Here is a 15078-nt window from a genome sequence, read left to right as displayed (position 1 = left end):
ATCTCATTCAGTTGGTCTCAGAAGGGGGGGCTTTGGTGTTGCAGATGTTAGTCCGAACTCTAAACATTCACTTCGGTATTTGCTTGGAGTTTTATTGAATACTTTTTTAAAAGCATAGATATAAGTGGAATCAGAGACATAGCCCAATTCCATAGCAATATCCTGAATAGTTTTGTTTGTGCTTAACAATTTCAACGATAACACTAGCCTAATATTCTGACGCCACAATGAGAACGACATCGAGAACTCTTTTGAGCACAGTCTAGATAATGTTCGCTCTGATGCCCCTACCTTTTTAGCCCACTCTTTTAGTGTAAATGACAGGTCAGGTTGTTCTGTTAACTGAGTAAAAATAGAGAGAAGCCTTTTATCAGTAGGGATCAACAATGGTATTTCGTAGCTATCTGCTACAGAAACTTGATCCCTTAACACCATCAAAAGGTGCGTAATATTAGATTCTGGTTGTGATTGTTTTTTTGTGTCGAACAACAACAGTATTAACTCTTTTATGAATGAGCTTACGAGGCATGATTTAGGCTCTATTCCAAACTGTACAAACTTATCCGGATTAAGATAGATTGCCAAAAAATGCGTATCTGTTACCGCTACAGATTTATGAATTGTGTTGGCCGGTATGTACAACATTGCATTATGAGGCACTACTGCGCACTTTTCACCAATATTGGATTGCAATAACCCCTTCATTGGAAAAACGATTTGATGCCAAGCATGTAAATGGAGATCATCGATATAACCGGAAGGCATCTGAGTTTTTTGGGCTATGAATTGTTTGGCCGGAAATTGTTGTATCAGTTCATTGGCTTGCATTGTTGGCGACTTATCGACATTTAATGCCATATAGTATAAGACGCGCCAGATTTTTTTGATATAGCATTATATTTCTTTCATTAAACTAGAGAAACAAAGATGCATATACACTTCATTATCCATGAACATTTTGAGGCTCCGGGGGCATACGAGACTTGGGCCCAAACACATGGTTACGCGATTAGTTATTCTCGTGTATACCTCGGTGACTCCCTTCCAACTAGTATTGAGGACATTGACTTGTTAATTGTGATGGGAGGACCACAGAACCCACAAACCAGCCTAAAGCAGTGTCATTATTTCGATGCTGACGCAGAACAAGCTCTGATATCAAAAGCAATTAATGCCCGAAAATCAGTATTAGGGGTTTGCTTAGGCTCTCAATTGATAGGTGAGTCGTTAGGAGCCACGTATCAACAAAGTCCTGAACGTGAAATTGGTAAGTTTCCCATCACGTTGACACAAGAAGGACTAACTCATCCTTTATTCGCTCACTTTGATAAGGAACTCAAGGTTGGTCATTGGCACAACGACATGCCAGGGCTCACGCCTGTCGCTAAAGTTATCGCTTACAGTCAGGGCTGCCCAAGACAGATCGTCGCCTACAGTGATTTAGTGTTTGGTTTTCAATGCCATATGGAGTTAACCAAAGCTCTAGTTACAGATCTCATCGACAATGATGACCTGAGCAACTCCAAAGAGCACCGTTTTGTAGAAGATGCAGAAGTTCTATTAAACCATGACTATGATGAGATGAACCAAAAACTGATGACCTTTCTAGATAAGCTAACAGATTACTATCAGCTAAACCCACCGAGCGTTCAACTTTAGTCTAATGAACCATGACTCTTGGCATGCCTAATTAAAACAGTTGCTGAATACCTCCCCTACTGGTGGGCCGTATCTGAACCTAAGCATTCAAACACATGAGCTATTATGCCTGGCTAATGGACGCTTTAGATTCAGATTGGTATGACTAACAGCGTAATGATATTGATAGGAAATCATGTCAGTATTAAGCGTAATACAAAGCCTAAACTGGAAATCAAAGGCATACCAAAAACCTTAACCCGTTGCTAAAACACCTAACGTTGCCAAAGAGAACTTCTTTTCTATGCTGAATAAAAACATTGTGAATCAAGACAGTTTAGCCGGAATGGGTGCGACCCTGATAGGCAATGGAATCGGTAGGTTCGCATACATAGCCTTAATGCCAGCTTTGATCCAAAGCGGCTGGTTTAGCGAAAGTGATGCGTCTTATCTTGGTGTGGCAACGCTTTTGGGATACATATTAGGGGCTCCTGCTGCCAACATATTATTGCGTTACTTTAGCGCAGGCCAGCTGATTCGTGCAGCCATGTTAGTAAGCAGTTTTAGTTATCTTAGCTGTGCAATACAGGATGCACCTTTATCATGGTTTTATGCTTGGCGCACTTTAGCTGGTGTAGCCGGTGCTATGTTAATGGTTGTCGCCCCACCGGTTATTGTTCGTAAATTCAGCTCCGATGTAAAAACTAGAGTCAGCGGCGTCATATTTTCGGGCATCGGTATCGGCGCGATGTTATCGGGTACATTAATCCCAATACTGATTTATTTCAGCCTAATATCTGCTTGGATAGGAATGGGAGTCATAGCACTAGTAACGACTATGCTCACTTGGAATGCATGGAAAACCCAGCTTAACTCTTCAAAAGCGCACTATATCGACGCATCTTTCTCGCAACTTTCGAGACCTAAATTAGTGAGCGTATTGCTTATTCTAATCGCGTATACCTTCGACGCCGTTGGGTACCTTCCTCACACCCTGTTTTGGGTCGATTACATTGTACGAGAACTAAACATGTCGTTTACTAGTGGCGGCTTGTTCTGGGCAACCTTCGGGATAGGCGCAGCCATTGGCCCGCTGATTACCGGTATCCTAGGAGATAAGCTCGGCGTTAAAAACTCGCTCTGCATAGCATTTAGTTTAAAAGCACTAGGCGTAGCACTACCGCTATTAAGCTCCCACCCGGTTACCCTTGCTATTTCTTCATTATTGGTTGGTATTTTCACTCCAGGAACCGTAACACTGATATCGACTTACACATTGGAAACCGTGGGTTATGAACTGCACACAAAAGCATGGGCTGGGATGACCCTATCTTTTGCTATATCACAAGGAGTGATTGGCCTGTTAATGGCGTACTATTTGAACCACGCAGCGTCATACAATTTGCTGTTTGCGATTAGTGCGAGCGCTTTAGCGTTGTCTGTGGTTTGTATTTTGTCGACATCAACTTGCCCTACTTCTAAATCAAGGTTTCAGTCGGTCAAGTAACTCATTAAATAAGGGATTATCATGCAACTTTACCTCAACGAAACGTCGCCTTTTTCACGCGTCGTAGTAGCAACGGCACTGCTATCACGCAGCTCACCACTATCATTTGTTTGGGTTGACCCATGGAATTCGCCAGAGAACCTAAAAAGAGTCAACCCGTTTTGTCTAATCCCTGCGTTAGAACTTGAAGACGGCACATCGCTCACCGAAAGTTTGTGTATTTGCCAGTACCTCATTGAAATCTATCAACCTCAAACACTACGCCAAGTGACGTTAAGTGATACCAATGAAATGCAACAGTTGGGAACAGCCAAGACATTAATGGAGATAGCGTTTCGAACCGCAGCGATCACTCGCTATTCAGACAACGATAATCCACTTATACAAAGAGGAAAAGAAGGCATTCTTGGTTCATTAAAGCAACTTGACCAAATGATAGAACAACACGGACTAGACGCTCACCTTACAAATAACCTCTCTACTCTGTACCTCCATGTTGCTCTAGATTATGTGAAATTCCGTCATGCTACATTGTTTGGTGAAGTTGATAGCCGCAACATAATCGATTTCATGCGACAGTCTCCCTTTGGGAGCATATTGTCTCAAATCAATATCGACGCTTTAGCTCAAAAGCCCACCTATGATCAATTATTTGTGGCCTGTAGCCTGTAGCCATAAAATAACAAGTATGACTAACGTAGAGAAAAGCACAGTTAGAATGGGTTATACTTAGGCTGACATTAATATATTTCCATTAGTGTCACATGTCGTTACATAGCATGAAGCCTTAGTGCTTTACATCTAGGACTGGGTAAAGAACAATCCCAGAGAATAAATCCATAACATAATGTATTTAGAATTATGAGTAACACAGAAAACAAACAATCGAGCCCTCTATTCGAGATTCTTTTTAACGTATTTCTCCCTTCTTTCATCCTAATGAAGTTCAGTGGAGATGAACACCTTGGAACGGGTTTAGCATTACTTGTCGCGCTAGCCTTCCCTATCGCTTATGGTGGTATGGAGCTCATACGTAACAAAAAATTTAACTTCATCGCGGCCCTTGGCTTTGTTAGCGTACTATTAACGGGCGGCATCGGTTTCTTCGAGCTGGACACTCGTTGGTTAGCGTTAAAAGAAGCCCTGATCCCAGGGCTAATAGGTTTAGCGGTTCTTGGATCGACGTTTACTCGATACCCATTTATCCAAAAAGTCATCTTCACGCCTGCGTTACTAAACACTCCTCTGATTGAAGAGCGCTTAAGGCAGTTCGGCAACCAAGCGCAGTTTTACCGTTGTCTGATGACATCAAATTACCTGTTCGCCAGCACTTTCGCATTCTCTTCTGCGATGAACTATTTTCTAGCAACTTGGATTGTAACAAGCCCAACAGGAACACCAGCCTTTAATGAAGAGCTTGGTAAGTTGACACTTTACAGTTACCCAGCGATTGCCATACCAAGCCTTTTAATGATGCTTGGTATTTTCTATTACATCTGGCGCCAAGTTCGCTCCATGACGTCGCTAGAAACAGAACAAATTTTTGTTACTAAATAGTCTAGACACTATTTCTCACTGTATGACCCAAAGCCCAGCTTATCGCTGGGCTTTCAGTCTCTGTCGCCTCGTTAGGCTGCGGCTTACGATTGAACTTATGAACCAAACGATAAGTTTGAGGTCACATTTCTCGAATAAACTTAGATAACCAAACTTTAAGCGACTACTAATTAAAGGGTTGCAATTAATCGAACTGAAAAGGGTTTTATCATCAATCTTGTTGATTACTTTACAAAACCCTACTCAAGCGTTAACACCATTTCAGTCCCTATTGCTAAGATAGAACAAGCTCGGTGTAAGAATAAGCACCTGCCGTACTCAATAAGGAATATAGAATATGAACAAATCTCAATTAGTTGAACACATCGCTACTTCTGCTGATATCTCAAAAGAGCAAGCGGGTTCAGCGTTAAGTGCTCTCGTTGAAGGTATCTCTGGTACACTAGCTAAAGGTGATGACGTAGCGATACTAGGATTTGGTAGCTTTAAAGTTAACACCCGTGCTGCCCGTACTGGCCGCAACCCACGCACAGGAGAAGAAATTCAAATATCCGCCTCAAAAGCGCCAGCCTTTAAAGCAGGAAAAGCACTAAAAGAGGCGTGTAACCTTTAACGAAGCAAAAAAACAAGGAAATTTACGATGACTACGCCAAAGGAAAAAGCGAAAACCAGTCGCAGTAAGAAAGCAGGCAAGTCAACCAAAGCACCCGCTGAAACGCCTAAAGTCCGTCAACGCATTGAAGTGCTTCTTGAAGAGCGTGAATTAGCCAAACTGTTAGCGTTATAGTTTATTCTACTTTTAATGCCACTGCAGTCTTGCAGTGGCATTATTCGTTAGGAAACAATGCTTATTAACTGGCTAAATGATGCTTATTAAAATCGGGCTACCCCTTTTCTTAACTCATTCAAACTGAACACACTTTGCTCATATTGCTTTTTACTGTCTTCCATTAGAGTGTGCGAAGCTTCTGCTTTACTGTGAATAGAAAGAATATTCTGGTTAATCTCTTCTGATACATTGACTTGCTCTTCAATAGCTACGGCTATCTGATTATTCCTATCAACCACTCCCTGTACTTTTTCACTCAATGAAGTGAGACTTTCTAGGGTTGATTGAATCGTACTTTGAGTGCGCTTCGCTTTTTCAGTACCATTGTTAACGGCAATGACTGACTGGCCACTTCCCGCACATAACTTTTCAATAACAGCTTGGATCTCTGTTGTTGCTTCTTGCGTTTTTTGAGCAAGTACTCTTACCTCATCCGCCACTACCGAGAACCCTCTTCCTGAATCGCCCGCACGTGCGGCTTCTATCGCGGCATTAAGTGCTAACAGATTGGTTTGGTTTGCAATCGCGTTAATCATCTCTATGACGGAACTAATTTGCTGCGTCTCCCTTTCTACAGAAAGTGATATTGTCGATATGTTATCCAATTCATTAGTGAGGTCGACAAAATTTTCTTCGACTTGGTTTAACTCTTTCTGACAAGATAAAAGCTCTTGCTGCGTACTAAAAGTGGAGTCCAACGTACCTTGCGCATTTTGAGAGATTTCACTTGAAGCCGCCTGCATTTCGTTGATAGCAGTAGCTGCCATATCAATTTCTGTCTTTTGGTTTTCCAGATTGTCAGACACAGTAGCGTTCGATTCTGCCGTTTTATTCGCCTGCTTGAGGGTCATTTCGCATGAGTCACTCACCGAAATCCGTATTCTACCCAGTAATGCTTTTGTATATTGCTTCCGCGCTTTCATTCCCAAAGCAATTTCAGATAAATCATCCACCTTACCGAAATAAATATGCTCCATCAGAGGGTTGTTAAATTCCTCTTTTGCTATTTTACAAATACTTTCTAAACGGCGCGTCAAAATATAAATTGAGATTGCCCCCGCCAAAAATAACATGAAGAAACTTTGCAGTACCGTTATGACTTGATTAAGGTGAAGCGCATAAGCACCTCCCATTAACCATATCGAAATGAAAGTTTGACGCTGCCAAAGCCTTGTTTTAGGTAATATAAGCTTAAGCGGTGTTTTTCCCTTATTCAAAGTACTATATGCTTTAGCTGCTCGTGCAACATATTCTCTTTTTGGTTTAAACCGAACAGACTGATACTCAACAATCTCATTGTCTTCTTTTAAAGGAGAAGCAAAAGCATCAACCCAATAATAACCGCCACCTTTTCGTTGGTTTTTTACCATACCCATCCAGTTATTTCCTGACTGAATGTGCCCCCACAAGTCCTTAAATGCGGCTTTAGGCATATCACTGTGGCGAACTACATTGTGATACTCACCTATTAGCTCTCCTTCCTTATAGCCTGCAACTTCATTAAAATGGGGGCTTGCATACTTGATTTTGCTAGAAGGGTCCGTCACTGAAATTAAATTATACGAATCGGGGTAATCATACTCTTGCTCTGCCATAAATATTCCCTATTTAAACGAGATAACAGCCAATTTATTGTGCGACCCGTCCATGTCACACTGTGCTAAAATAGAGCGTGATTCACCACCTCGCCCTATCAAAAACCACTAGCCATTGATTTGATATGATTTTTCATTGAGTAAAGTAGATATCAGATCAGCCCAAAGGTTACTCAACAAATCCAAACGGCATACTCACTCATATCAATTCAATCTATTTCATATCAATTCAATCTATTTCATATCAATATAAAATAAGGTTAGCTTATGAAAAATAAAACGGGATTGCTCAACATCACATTCCGCAAGGTCATAGCGTATCGCCCCAAATATTTCGTTATATTCGATTTTTATCACTAAAAACTAACAATATTGTACAATTAAAGTCTAATATAAACTTGAAATAAAAATATCATCTTAAAATGGCTTAACAGATCCCAAAGGTAACCACTTTACCGAGAATAAAGGCACTGTTTTTATCTCGTTAGTAATAAGCAAATATACTGGCGTAAAAATTTTGGCTCTTTTGGCACTCTTATTTATTTTTTAAGCTAACTCCACCTTGCAGTACAACCCACTTCCAAAAACGAAACTTTAGCTTACTGGTTTTCAACTGATATCGCGTTGACGGTTACGTTTGAGAAGCGCATGCTTTTATTTCCGAGCAGGGCCGTTCTTGGTGGCATTAATAACTTAACCCGCCGATAACTGGTTCTGTGTAACGCATCTAATAAAATGGCAGGTCACATGAATAAAGTTATTATGTTAGTGATGGGGCTGCTTTTCACCAGTCGATTGTTTGCTAGTATCGTGCCTCACGTTAGCCAACTTGAGCATGATGCGCCGATTCTCCTTCGCTCAGCATTGATTGTGGGTGTTGCCGCTTATGTTGTTTGGACAGCGTTCAAATACTTCAAGAAAAACAAAGCCTCTGGTTCAGACCAGCAGTAACGAAACACCACCAAAAATCCTTGGCGTATGTAGCAGATGTCGATTACTTGTCCGCAAAGTATTCGACTAAGATTTCACGTCACTTCCAAGACTCCCGAATTTGCAGCAGTGCGCGGGTTATCTCTTCTTCATACGGGTTATTTTCTGTGATGATGAAACCGTAGTTGGACTTTTATAGCTGATAAAGCAACACCGCTATACCAAGCTTAAGTTTGATAGCTAGAAACTGACATAAACTGGCTCTGTGCTGACGAACACAACCTCCCATTCTGAGTGATTTTACTCTCTAAGAAGTGAATGTTGCGTCTGCTTTTGACCCAATGTGCGCGAACTTCTAGCTCCTGTCCAATCGCTATTGGGTGATGAAAGCGAGACGCTAAACTCACCGTCATCGCATTGATACTGTTTTGGAACAGGCAATGCAGCATCGCGCAATCGTGTAACGTAGAGACTATGCCGCCCTGCATAATGCCATCGTAGCCCTCAGCTTTATCTGTTGGTACAATCTTGGCCTTGGTTTTATATTTAGCTACTGCCTCATGCTCGCCAATAGCTTCAAAACAAATGGCGCTGTCGTTGAAAAAACCTTGGCTGCACACTTGGCAACGCCGATGATTGTGTGGAATGAAAACCTTCATACTGACCTTTACCCTTAGATTCCTAGAGATTGATATGGCTCGACCAAAAAAACATCGCCAGTTGTGTACCCGTGCGGCTTACTCTTGTTTTAAGCCCAATGGTGTTCCTATGGACGAGCTTCATAAAGAAGAATTGCTCTTAGAAGAACTCGAAGCCTTGCGCTTGGCTGATCAAGAAGGCCTGAGCCAGCTTGAAGCAGCTGAACAAATGCAGGTGTCTCGCCAAACGTTCGGCAACATTATCAAGCGTGCACGAGCTAAAGTCGCCAAGTGCATCGTCAATGGTCACGCGTTGGTGATTCAAAGCAGTTAATTCACGTGTTAGCCAGAAGTTATTTAACTCAGCGAGCGAGAACTCTTGATGCTTAGTTCGATACTAAGCTTGATGGCTCAATAATCTGATACAGCTTTCTACTTTGCCCTTCACACACATCCTTGCAATTGCATTCGCGCTCAATATCTAACTGCGCCAATCCTCCACAACTGCCTTTGATTGGCTTGCGCGAAAAAATGACACCTATCGCCATCAATGTAACGACTCCTACAAATCCCAATAGCGTCAACAAAAAAGTCATTTTCGGAACCCTCGAATAGCGCCTAACTGATTAGGGTGTGCCATTAGAATCGAAGCTTGTTTTTTGTGCCCTTTCTCGCCACACGTTTTATTACTACACCCGCTATTTCTCAACTCGCGACCATAATCGAGATCAGTCACTTCCCGTAGATTGTCGAAATCCAAAGCCCCGATTTCTGCCTTACCTCTCGATGCCAAGACTCGAATATCGTTATTGAACAAGTGCGCCAGCATCTTCTTACCAATATAACGAACCACCACAGATTTCACATCGAAAGAACGGAGAACCGAAATCCATTGCTTCTTTTTATTACAAGAGGTGTCGGAGTCAATCAAAGGAACAATCTGTTTTATCTGTCGTTGTTCATCGACAATCGCTATCTGTGGGGAACGGGCAAAATGGTTGGCGACATGGAGATCGCGACAAGGTACTGCGTATAACATGGTAACTCCCTGTTATTGATGATTAAGAGTTCAGCATACGCCCCATTATTGGCATATACCAATAACTGTTGTGTGAAAAATTAGATTACATACCTAGCGTCGTGTGTTTAGCTCAACGAGTAATCCACGACGGTATTATTGATTTACAAAATAGAATCAAAACCGCTAAAGAAAAGCACCGAGAAACGATACAATGCTCGAGTTGCGAGAGCACGGCGTAGAATTCCCATTCACAGAAAGCCCATTCACAAAGAGCACTAAAGTAGCCACACATGTCTAAAGAATCCGGTTTCACCACAGAATACACCCTCGATAAGACGTTTTTCGCAGAGTGTTATGATCAAACTAGCCTTCCAACTCAATTTCCAAAAGCCTATTTAAAGGGAATATTGTTTCTTGTTTTTGGTGTGGTTCTATTAGAGTTTGAGCTACTACCGAACGGTTACGTTGGCTGGTTTTTTATTGTTTTGAGTGTGATTGAAGCGTTCAGTGTGTATTTCAAGAGAACTTGGTGGTTATGGCGACAAAGAATAAGCTCTGGTGCTGGCAGCAAAGTCGTGTTTCAAGGTGATGCTAACGGAGTGAGTTACAAAAACCATAAAACCACGAATACTATCGCGTGGAATCAAATCGACGAACTTCAACAAACTGATTTAGGGTTCATCCTTCATATCGGTAAACAGCGCCAGTATGTCAGCAAGTCTTGTTTAAGCGAAGAAGCAATCGCGTTCATGATTGAGCAGCACGAAGCATCAAAGTAAGCCAGTCTTTTTTGCTTAGCTTCCCTTCTAACGCCCTCTAATTTAGGTTTATCAATATATGTGTAAAATAAAGAGAAGGTTAGGAGGGAGCCTGTTTGACCATGACTTGAGAGCCATTCATCAAGACTCATGATGAATTCAGTTTGATCATTTTATCAACGCCATTTTTGATTTTTCTGTAATAAGGCCCAATTAGCTCTATTTGAATAACCCTAATTGAGTGCCTGTATTAACATTTTAAAACTTAGAAGAACACACAGAATACCAACTATCTTCTTAAGTGTTTTACTCGGGAAATAGTCAGCGCAACGAACGCCAAGGCTAGTCGTGAAATAACTACTAATGGAGAAGCTAATCATAGCTGGTAGATATATGTACCCTAAAATTAAACTGTCCCAGTCTGTGTTTCCCCAGCCATTTAACATGTACCCGAGGCTTCCAGACAACGCAATAGGAAAACCTATGGCAGCAGATGTGCCGATAGCGCGTTTTACCTCAAAATTTTGCTGGACAAGATAAGGGATGATCAAACCCGCACCACTTATTGAGACAAGTGCTGAAACCGAACCAACCACGGAACCAATTGCGATATTACCAACGGCTCTATGTGGATTTTGGTTGTACTCATGCTCTGTGTTTCGAAACATTTTATAAGCAATGTACAACATAAATACGCTGAAAAAACCCGCTAAATAGGCCCCCTGTAGATAGGATGCTACGAATGTAGCGCAAAATGTACCAACTAAAACTCCACATAACATTTTGATCACCATGATTGAGTCAACATTCATTTTTTTGTAGTGAGCGCGCATACTCCCCAGTGTTGTGATAATCATAGAAGCCATGGACGTTCCTAATGCTAGGTGAATCACTTCATTATTAGCTATTCCTTGTATTGAAAATAGAAACGCAAAAATAGGAACAGCCATTCCTCCCCCTCCTACTCCAACGAGCCCTGCAAGGAAACCAACCCCTAAACCTGCAGCTATGTAATATAAAATAAAGATAGGTTCGCTCATAATGGCTCCGCTTTTAATCAGTATGTTAGTTGCGGAAATGTTACGTGAAAGCTAACCTGTCATGGTAACGTTAATTGGACAATAAACAATGAATAGTGGCCAACCGTGAAGTGCGAAAAGCAAGGAACAAACTGTGATTACAGTGAATGGGAAAATGGTGCAACATTAATAGTCAAGGAGTGGCAACATGAACGAAGTGATTTTAATCATTTAGATAAACGGCCGCATAACTGGCACACGCATTATCGAGGCCAGCTACTCTGTATAGATCAAGGGCTGATACAAGTTAAAACTGATGAAGGGACTTGGATATTACCGCCCCACCGTGCTGGATGGATACCACCAGGTGCGATGCACAGTGTGTATTTTTGCGGGTCTTTAAAGGGGCGGTCACTGCTATTTACCCCTGAGAGTTGCAATCAGTTTCCAACCAAACCTTGCGTGATCGAAATGAGGGATGTCTTGAAAGCCCTGTCGAGCAGAGCATCCACCTGGAGTAAAACCGAGAAACTTTCTGTTCAAAATTTACGAATCCTTGCCGTTATTTCTGATGAAATCTGCAAAAGCCCTCACGAATCACTTTATTTTCCACAGCCTAAAGATCCACGGCTCCAAAAGGTAACCCAAGCGATTTTAATTGATCCAAGCAGTAAGAACTCTGTCGAGCATTGGGCAAGTATAGGAGCTATTTCATCTCGAACATTAAGAAGGTTGATTCGGAATGAATTAAATATGAGTTTTAACGAATGGCGGCAACAAATACTGCTAATACATTCGTTAGAAATGATGGCGCGCGGGGAGTCAGTTGGAGATGTTGCGTATGCTCTTGGTTATGCAACGCCAAGTAATTTTATCGCAATGTTTCGTCGGGTTTATGGTGAATCACCCACGCGTTACTTTTCCAATCGTGGCATATAATGACCACACCCATTTAATTCAGGCAACTTCCATCTCAAAGCACCTTCTATCTAAATAGAGTCCTTTTTATCAACACTTTACCATTGATGACTAATCATTCGATTCTCCTATGACAAGTGCCTGAGCAAGTGTGCCGTTCTAAAGCCATTACAACAAATGATCTCGCAGCTCTTTTTCAATCAGTAGGCTCATAGCCTCCGTATTTTATGTTATTTTTGCACGTCTAGGTTTGCTTGACGCTGTAGGTGTTCAATGAATATTGGCACCTTTTTCGCTATGTGTTTTCTAGCAGCATAAAAGGCATACAACACTAAGTCTTCAGGTTTGTATTCAAGTTCTATAACTTCCAGATAGCCAGCATCTATTTCATCGCGACAGAATTCGGCAGGGAGTATCGCAAACCCCAATCCGGCCAATGCGCCAGCTTTAGCAAGCTGCCCACTGTTGACCTTAAATGCAGATTGCACCCTTTGCGTGATAAGTTCACCTGTTAAGGATTTGAAAACCCAAGGAGTCCCGTTCAATGCGGTAAAACTGTTAATGCAAGGTATGTGTTTCAAATCGGTAATCTTGAAAGGTCTAAGGGATTTTTTCAGAAGTTTAGGGGCCACTACAACAGCACTTGGCCATCGCTTGATCTCCTTGGCTATCCAATTATTGTCTTCGAGCTTCCCTCGGTGAAAACTCAGAATAACGTCAAAGCCGTCCACAAAGTCTTCTTTAGGGCTGATGTTCGTATCACAACACAATGAAATGGAAGGGTGCTGGGTACAAAAAGAAACGACGGCTTGGGCTAACTCCGGTGAATCTGGCATGAGTACATTGAGCTGCCCCATCACCTCACGAGAATGTTGTGTGACCTCTTCAAGCGCATCATTGAGCTTGTCCAACAATGGCTGAGTTCGCAGGTAAAGGTGGTCCCCTGCTTCTGTTGAAGCAATTCGGCGCGTCGTTCTATCAAAAAGTCGAGCATTTAGCTGCTCTTCTAACAACGCGATATGACGACTGACATTTGAGGTCGGCAAACACAGAAACTCCGCAGCTCTCTTAAAGCTATTATTCTCATAAACACAGTGAAAACTCTTAAGCCATTGTTGGTCAATCTTTTCAAGCATTACATCACCCCCTCCTATCTCTCTAGCCCCATTAATCCCATTAAATTGGATTATAAAGCCAATATTAGACACTTTATTACCAATAACAGGCTAATACAATACTAATCACTAGAGCGATTAGAATAAGGTCTCACCATGAGCTGGTTAGAAAAACTGTTAGATAAAAAGAAGTTAATAAGTACACGTAAGACGTCAATTCCCGAAGGGGTATGGACCAAATGCCCATCCTGTGATCAGGTCCTTTACCGCATTGCCCTTAAGGAGAACCTGGAGGTGTGCCCTAAATGTGAGCACCACATGCGAATGACAGCACGTCTTCGTTTGGATACATTTTTAGATAAAGGCGAAAGAACTGAGTTAGGCAAACAACATGAGCCGAAAGATTTACTCAATTTTAAAGACAATAAACGCTACACCGAGCGCCTTGCCTTAACCCAAAAAAGTACAGGCGAAAAAGATGCATTAGTCGCAATGCAAGGAGAGTTGCTCGGAATGCCTGTTGTGGCGTGCGCTTTCGAATTTTCTTTTATGGCTGGATCTATGGGATCGGTTGTCGGTGCTCGATTTGTGGACGCCGTCAATCAAGCAATTGCATCAAACTGTGCACTGGTTTGCTTTTCCGCATGTGGTGGTGCCCGTATGCAGGAGTCGCTCATGGCGTTAATGCAAATGGCAAAAACCAGTGCTGCGTTAAAGCGACTATCAGATGCAAAGCTCCCTTATATATCGGTATTAACCGATCAAACCTTTGGCGGTGTCTCGGCCAGTTTAGCAATGCTTGGTGACATAAATATTGGTGAACCCAAAGCGCGAATCGGGTTTGCAGGACGAAGAGTGATTGAACAAACAGTACGAGAAAAATTACCTGACGATTTTCAACAAAGTGAGTTCTTACTAGAACATGGGGCTTTAGATATGATTGTTGATAGACGTGATATGCGTAAACGTGCCGCCAGACTCATCGCGATGATGACCAACACTCAGATTCAAGTTGATCATTAAAAACCTTCCCCTCTAGCTCCCCCTCAAATGACGAACAACAATCTCTTTAGATTAACGACCGAGGGGGAGAACATTCTTTATCGCTAAGCAGACCCGTACCCAGTTACATTCCATTGGATTGCTTAATTTGAACTAGCTTCTTATGGTTAAAATGCCTATTGTACAAACCATAAAATTATAAAGACTCGCGGCCTTTGCCACAGAGACTCTCCATTTAAAGCGAAAAGACTTACTATGAACTTTGATATCAATGCACTGAAACACCACCAACTGGTCGAAGATGGTCAATTAGAAGGGTGTTACATTCATCAGCCAGTGCAAGGCAGTCAACCAGATGACAAAGCCGTTTTAGAAGAGCGCCAAGCGCTGGAAAGCCTCGGGTACAAAGTTGTTCAGGTTAAAGCGAAAGGCGGAACAACAACGTTTGCCGAGGCTATGCAAGAGCTTGCGAAAAAGACAGGCCACCAGCCTAAATAGTAAGCGACTTGGTAAACCAATATGGTCCCTAGGTTCTATATCGAGAAAGCACC

General features: G+C 42.0%; 19 protein-coding genes. 12 read left to right on the top strand and 7 right to left on the bottom strand.

Features of this window, described 5'->3' with window-relative positions:
* Positions 1–3: 3 nt before the first annotated feature.
* Positions 4–828: an AraC family transcriptional regulator gene (locus ACED48_RS08155; RefSeq protein WP_050546273.1), complete on the bottom strand. Its 825-nt coding sequence runs from the start codon at positions 826–828 to the stop codon at positions 4–6.
* 99 nt (positions 829–927) lie between these two features.
* Between ACED48_RS08155 and ACED48_RS08150 the strand changes: the two genes are divergently transcribed.
* The 6 genes from ACED48_RS08150 (at position 928) to ACED48_RS08125 (ending at position 5489) form a co-directional block, all read left to right on the top strand.
* Positions 928–1659, top strand: a complete 732-nt coding sequence (locus tag ACED48_RS08150; protein WP_017057467.1) for a type 1 glutamine amidotransferase — start codon at positions 928–930, stop codon at positions 1657–1659.
* A 283-nt stretch (positions 1660–1942) separates the two neighbouring features.
* Positions 1943–3145 carry a YbfB/YjiJ family MFS transporter gene (locus ACED48_RS08145; protein WP_017057468.1) on the top strand — a complete coding sequence of 401 codons (1203 nt, stop codon included), beginning with the start codon at positions 1943–1945 and terminating at the stop codon, positions 3143–3145.
* A gap of 21 nt (positions 3146–3166) precedes the next feature.
* Positions 3167–3817, top strand: coding sequence for a glutathione S-transferase N-terminal domain-containing protein (locus ACED48_RS08140; protein ID WP_017057469.1), 651 nt, complete (start codon positions 3167–3169; stop codon positions 3815–3817).
* A gap of 189 nt (positions 3818–4006) precedes the next feature.
* Positions 4007–4702, top strand: coding sequence for a VC0807 family protein (locus tag ACED48_RS08135; protein ID WP_017057470.1), 696 nt, complete (start codon positions 4007–4009; stop codon positions 4700–4702).
* 337 nt (positions 4703–5039) lie between these two features.
* The gene (locus ACED48_RS08130) at positions 5040–5315 is read left to right on the top strand and encodes an HU family DNA-binding protein (RefSeq protein ID WP_017057471.1); all 276 of its coding nucleotides are present in this window, start codon (positions 5040–5042) and stop codon (positions 5313–5315) included.
* Between the two features lie 27 nt (positions 5316–5342).
* Complete coding sequence (locus ACED48_RS08125; RefSeq protein ID WP_017057472.1) at positions 5343–5489, top strand: hypothetical protein; 147 nt, start codon at positions 5343–5345, stop codon at positions 5487–5489.
* A gap of 86 nt (positions 5490–5575) precedes the next feature.
* On the opposite strand, the gene ACED48_RS08120 is transcribed toward ACED48_RS08125, so the two are convergent.
* Positions 5576–7126, bottom strand: a complete 1551-nt coding sequence (locus ACED48_RS08120; RefSeq protein ID WP_017057473.1) for a PAS domain-containing methyl-accepting chemotaxis protein — start codon at positions 7124–7126, stop codon at positions 5576–5578.
* Between the two features lie 747 nt (positions 7127–7873).
* On the opposite strand from ACED48_RS08120, the gene ACED48_RS08115 reads away from it, so the two are divergent.
* Positions 7874–8077: a hypothetical protein gene (locus tag ACED48_RS08115; RefSeq protein WP_017057474.1), complete on the top strand. Its 204-nt coding sequence runs from the start codon at positions 7874–7876 to the stop codon at positions 8075–8077.
* A 206-nt stretch (positions 8078–8283) separates the two neighbouring features.
* Here ACED48_RS08115 and ACED48_RS08110 read toward each other — a convergent pair whose 3' ends face one another.
* Positions 8284–8715, bottom strand: coding sequence for a PaaI family thioesterase (locus ACED48_RS08110; protein WP_017057475.1), 432 nt, complete (start codon positions 8713–8715; stop codon positions 8284–8286).
* A gap of 34 nt (positions 8716–8749) precedes the next feature.
* Here ACED48_RS08110 and ACED48_RS08105 point away from each other — a divergent pair, with 34 nt between their 5' ends.
* Positions 8750–9028 (top strand): DUF134 domain-containing protein, encoded by a 279-nt coding sequence (locus ACED48_RS08105; RefSeq protein WP_017057476.1) that lies wholly within the window; start codon positions 8750–8752, stop codon positions 9026–9028.
* Between the two features lie 52 nt (positions 9029–9080).
* Here ACED48_RS08105 and nqrM read toward each other — a convergent pair whose 3' ends face one another.
* Positions 9081–9290, bottom strand: coding sequence for a (Na+)-NQR maturation NqrM (nqrM, locus tag ACED48_RS08100; protein WP_029627143.1), 210 nt, complete (start codon positions 9288–9290; stop codon positions 9081–9083).
* Positions 9287–9733 carry a NifB/NifX family molybdenum-iron cluster-binding protein gene (locus ACED48_RS08095; RefSeq protein WP_017057477.1) on the bottom strand — a complete coding sequence of 149 codons (447 nt, stop codon included), beginning with the start codon at positions 9731–9733 and terminating at the stop codon, positions 9287–9289. Before ACED48_RS08095 ends, nqrM begins: the two co-directional genes overlap by 4 nt.
* 272 nt (positions 9734–10005) lie before the next feature.
* Here ACED48_RS08095 and ACED48_RS08090 point away from each other — a divergent pair, with 272 nt between their 5' ends.
* Positions 10006–10494: a YcxB family protein gene (locus ACED48_RS08090; protein WP_017057478.1), complete on the top strand. Its 489-nt coding sequence runs from the start codon at positions 10006–10008 to the stop codon at positions 10492–10494.
* A 212-nt stretch (positions 10495–10706) separates the two neighbouring features.
* Here ACED48_RS08090 and ACED48_RS08085 read toward each other — a convergent pair whose 3' ends face one another.
* On the bottom strand, positions 10707–11513 hold the full coding sequence (locus ACED48_RS08085) for a sulfite exporter TauE/SafE family protein (protein ID WP_017057479.1): 807 nt from the start codon (positions 11511–11513) through the stop codon (positions 10707–10709).
* A gap of 105 nt (positions 11514–11618) precedes the next feature.
* On the opposite strand from ACED48_RS08085, the gene ACED48_RS08080 reads away from it, so the two are divergent.
* A complete protein-coding gene (locus ACED48_RS08080) occupies positions 11619–12431 on the top strand; it encodes a helix-turn-helix domain-containing protein (protein ID WP_017057480.1) in 813 nt (270 codons plus the stop codon).
* 209 nt (positions 12432–12640) lie between these two features.
* On the opposite strand, the gene ACED48_RS08075 is transcribed toward ACED48_RS08080, so the two are convergent.
* Positions 12641–13546 carry a LysR family transcriptional regulator gene (locus ACED48_RS08075; protein WP_029627144.1) on the bottom strand — a complete coding sequence of 302 codons (906 nt, stop codon included), beginning with the start codon at positions 13544–13546 and terminating at the stop codon, positions 12641–12643.
* Positions 13547–13681: 135 nt separating this feature from the next.
* On the opposite strand from ACED48_RS08075, the gene accD reads away from it, so the two are divergent.
* Together accD and ACED48_RS08065 are read left to right on the top strand one after the other, a co-directional pair.
* On the top strand, positions 13682–14548 hold the full coding sequence (gene accD, locus ACED48_RS08070) for an acetyl-CoA carboxylase, carboxyltransferase subunit beta (RefSeq protein ID WP_029627145.1): 867 nt from the start codon (positions 13682–13684) through the stop codon (positions 14546–14548).
* Positions 14549–14782: 234 nt separating this feature from the next.
* Positions 14783–15025 carry a hypothetical protein gene (locus ACED48_RS08065; protein WP_017057483.1) on the top strand — a complete coding sequence of 81 codons (243 nt, stop codon included), beginning with the start codon at positions 14783–14785 and terminating at the stop codon, positions 15023–15025.
* Positions 15026–15078: the final 53 nt, after the last annotated feature.

It is taken from the genome of Vibrio sp. 5S239 (assembly GCF_041439575.1).
GTDB classification, from domain to species: domain Bacteria; phylum Pseudomonadota; class Gammaproteobacteria; order Enterobacterales; family Vibrionaceae; genus Vibrio; species Vibrio kanaloae.
Note: the sequence above shows the minus strand (reverse complement) of the source record. Positions and strands in the feature narration are given on the sequence as shown.

Excerpts from the sequence above, each read along its gene's own strand:
- ACED48_RS08155 (WP_050546273.1), bottom strand. The coding sequence starts at position 828 with ATGCAAGCCAATGAACTGATACAACAATTTCCGGCCAAACAATTCATA.
- ACED48_RS08150 (WP_017057467.1), top strand. The coding sequence starts at position 928 with ATGCATATACACTTCATTATCCATGAACATTTTGAGGCTCCGGGGGCA.
- ACED48_RS08145 (WP_017057468.1), top strand. The coding sequence starts at position 1,943 with ATGCTGAATAAAAACATTGTGAATCAAGACAGTTTAGCCGGAATGGGT.
- ACED48_RS08140 (WP_017057469.1), top strand. The coding sequence starts at position 3,167 with ATGCAACTTTACCTCAACGAAACGTCGCCTTTTTCACGCGTCGTAGTA.
- ACED48_RS08135 (WP_017057470.1), top strand. The coding sequence starts at position 4,007 with ATGAGTAACACAGAAAACAAACAATCGAGCCCTCTATTCGAGATTCTT.
- ACED48_RS08130 (WP_017057471.1), top strand. The coding sequence starts at position 5,040 with ATGAACAAATCTCAATTAGTTGAACACATCGCTACTTCTGCTGATATC.
- ACED48_RS08125 (WP_017057472.1), top strand. The coding sequence starts at position 5,343 with ATGACTACGCCAAAGGAAAAAGCGAAAACCAGTCGCAGTAAGAAAGCA.
- ACED48_RS08120 (WP_017057473.1), bottom strand. The coding sequence starts at position 7,126 with ATGGCAGAGCAAGAGTATGATTACCCCGATTCGTATAATTTAATTTCA.
- ACED48_RS08115 (WP_017057474.1), top strand. The coding sequence starts at position 7,874 with ATGAATAAAGTTATTATGTTAGTGATGGGGCTGCTTTTCACCAGTCGA.
- ACED48_RS08110 (WP_017057475.1), bottom strand. The coding sequence starts at position 8,715 with ATGAAGGTTTTCATTCCACACAATCATCGGCGTTGCCAAGTGTGCAGC.
- ACED48_RS08105 (WP_017057476.1), top strand. The coding sequence starts at position 8,750 with ATGGCTCGACCAAAAAAACATCGCCAGTTGTGTACCCGTGCGGCTTAC.
- nqrM (WP_029627143.1), bottom strand. The coding sequence starts at position 9,290 with ATGACTTTTTTGTTGACGCTATTGGGATTTGTAGGAGTCGTTACATTG.
- ACED48_RS08095 (WP_017057477.1), bottom strand. The coding sequence starts at position 9,733 with ATGTTATACGCAGTACCTTGTCGCGATCTCCATGTCGCCAACCATTTT.
- ACED48_RS08090 (WP_017057478.1), top strand. The coding sequence starts at position 10,006 with ATGTCTAAAGAATCCGGTTTCACCACAGAATACACCCTCGATAAGACG.
- ACED48_RS08085 (WP_017057479.1), bottom strand. The coding sequence starts at position 11,513 with ATGAGCGAACCTATCTTTATTTTATATTACATAGCTGCAGGTTTAGGG.
- ACED48_RS08075 (WP_029627144.1), bottom strand. The coding sequence starts at position 13,546 with ATGCTTGAAAAGATTGACCAACAATGGCTTAAGAGTTTTCACTGTGTT.
- accD (WP_029627145.1), top strand. The coding sequence starts at position 13,682 with ATGAGCTGGTTAGAAAAACTGTTAGATAAAAAGAAGTTAATAAGTACA.
- ACED48_RS08065 (WP_017057483.1), top strand. The coding sequence starts at position 14,783 with ATGAACTTTGATATCAATGCACTGAAACACCACCAACTGGTCGAAGAT.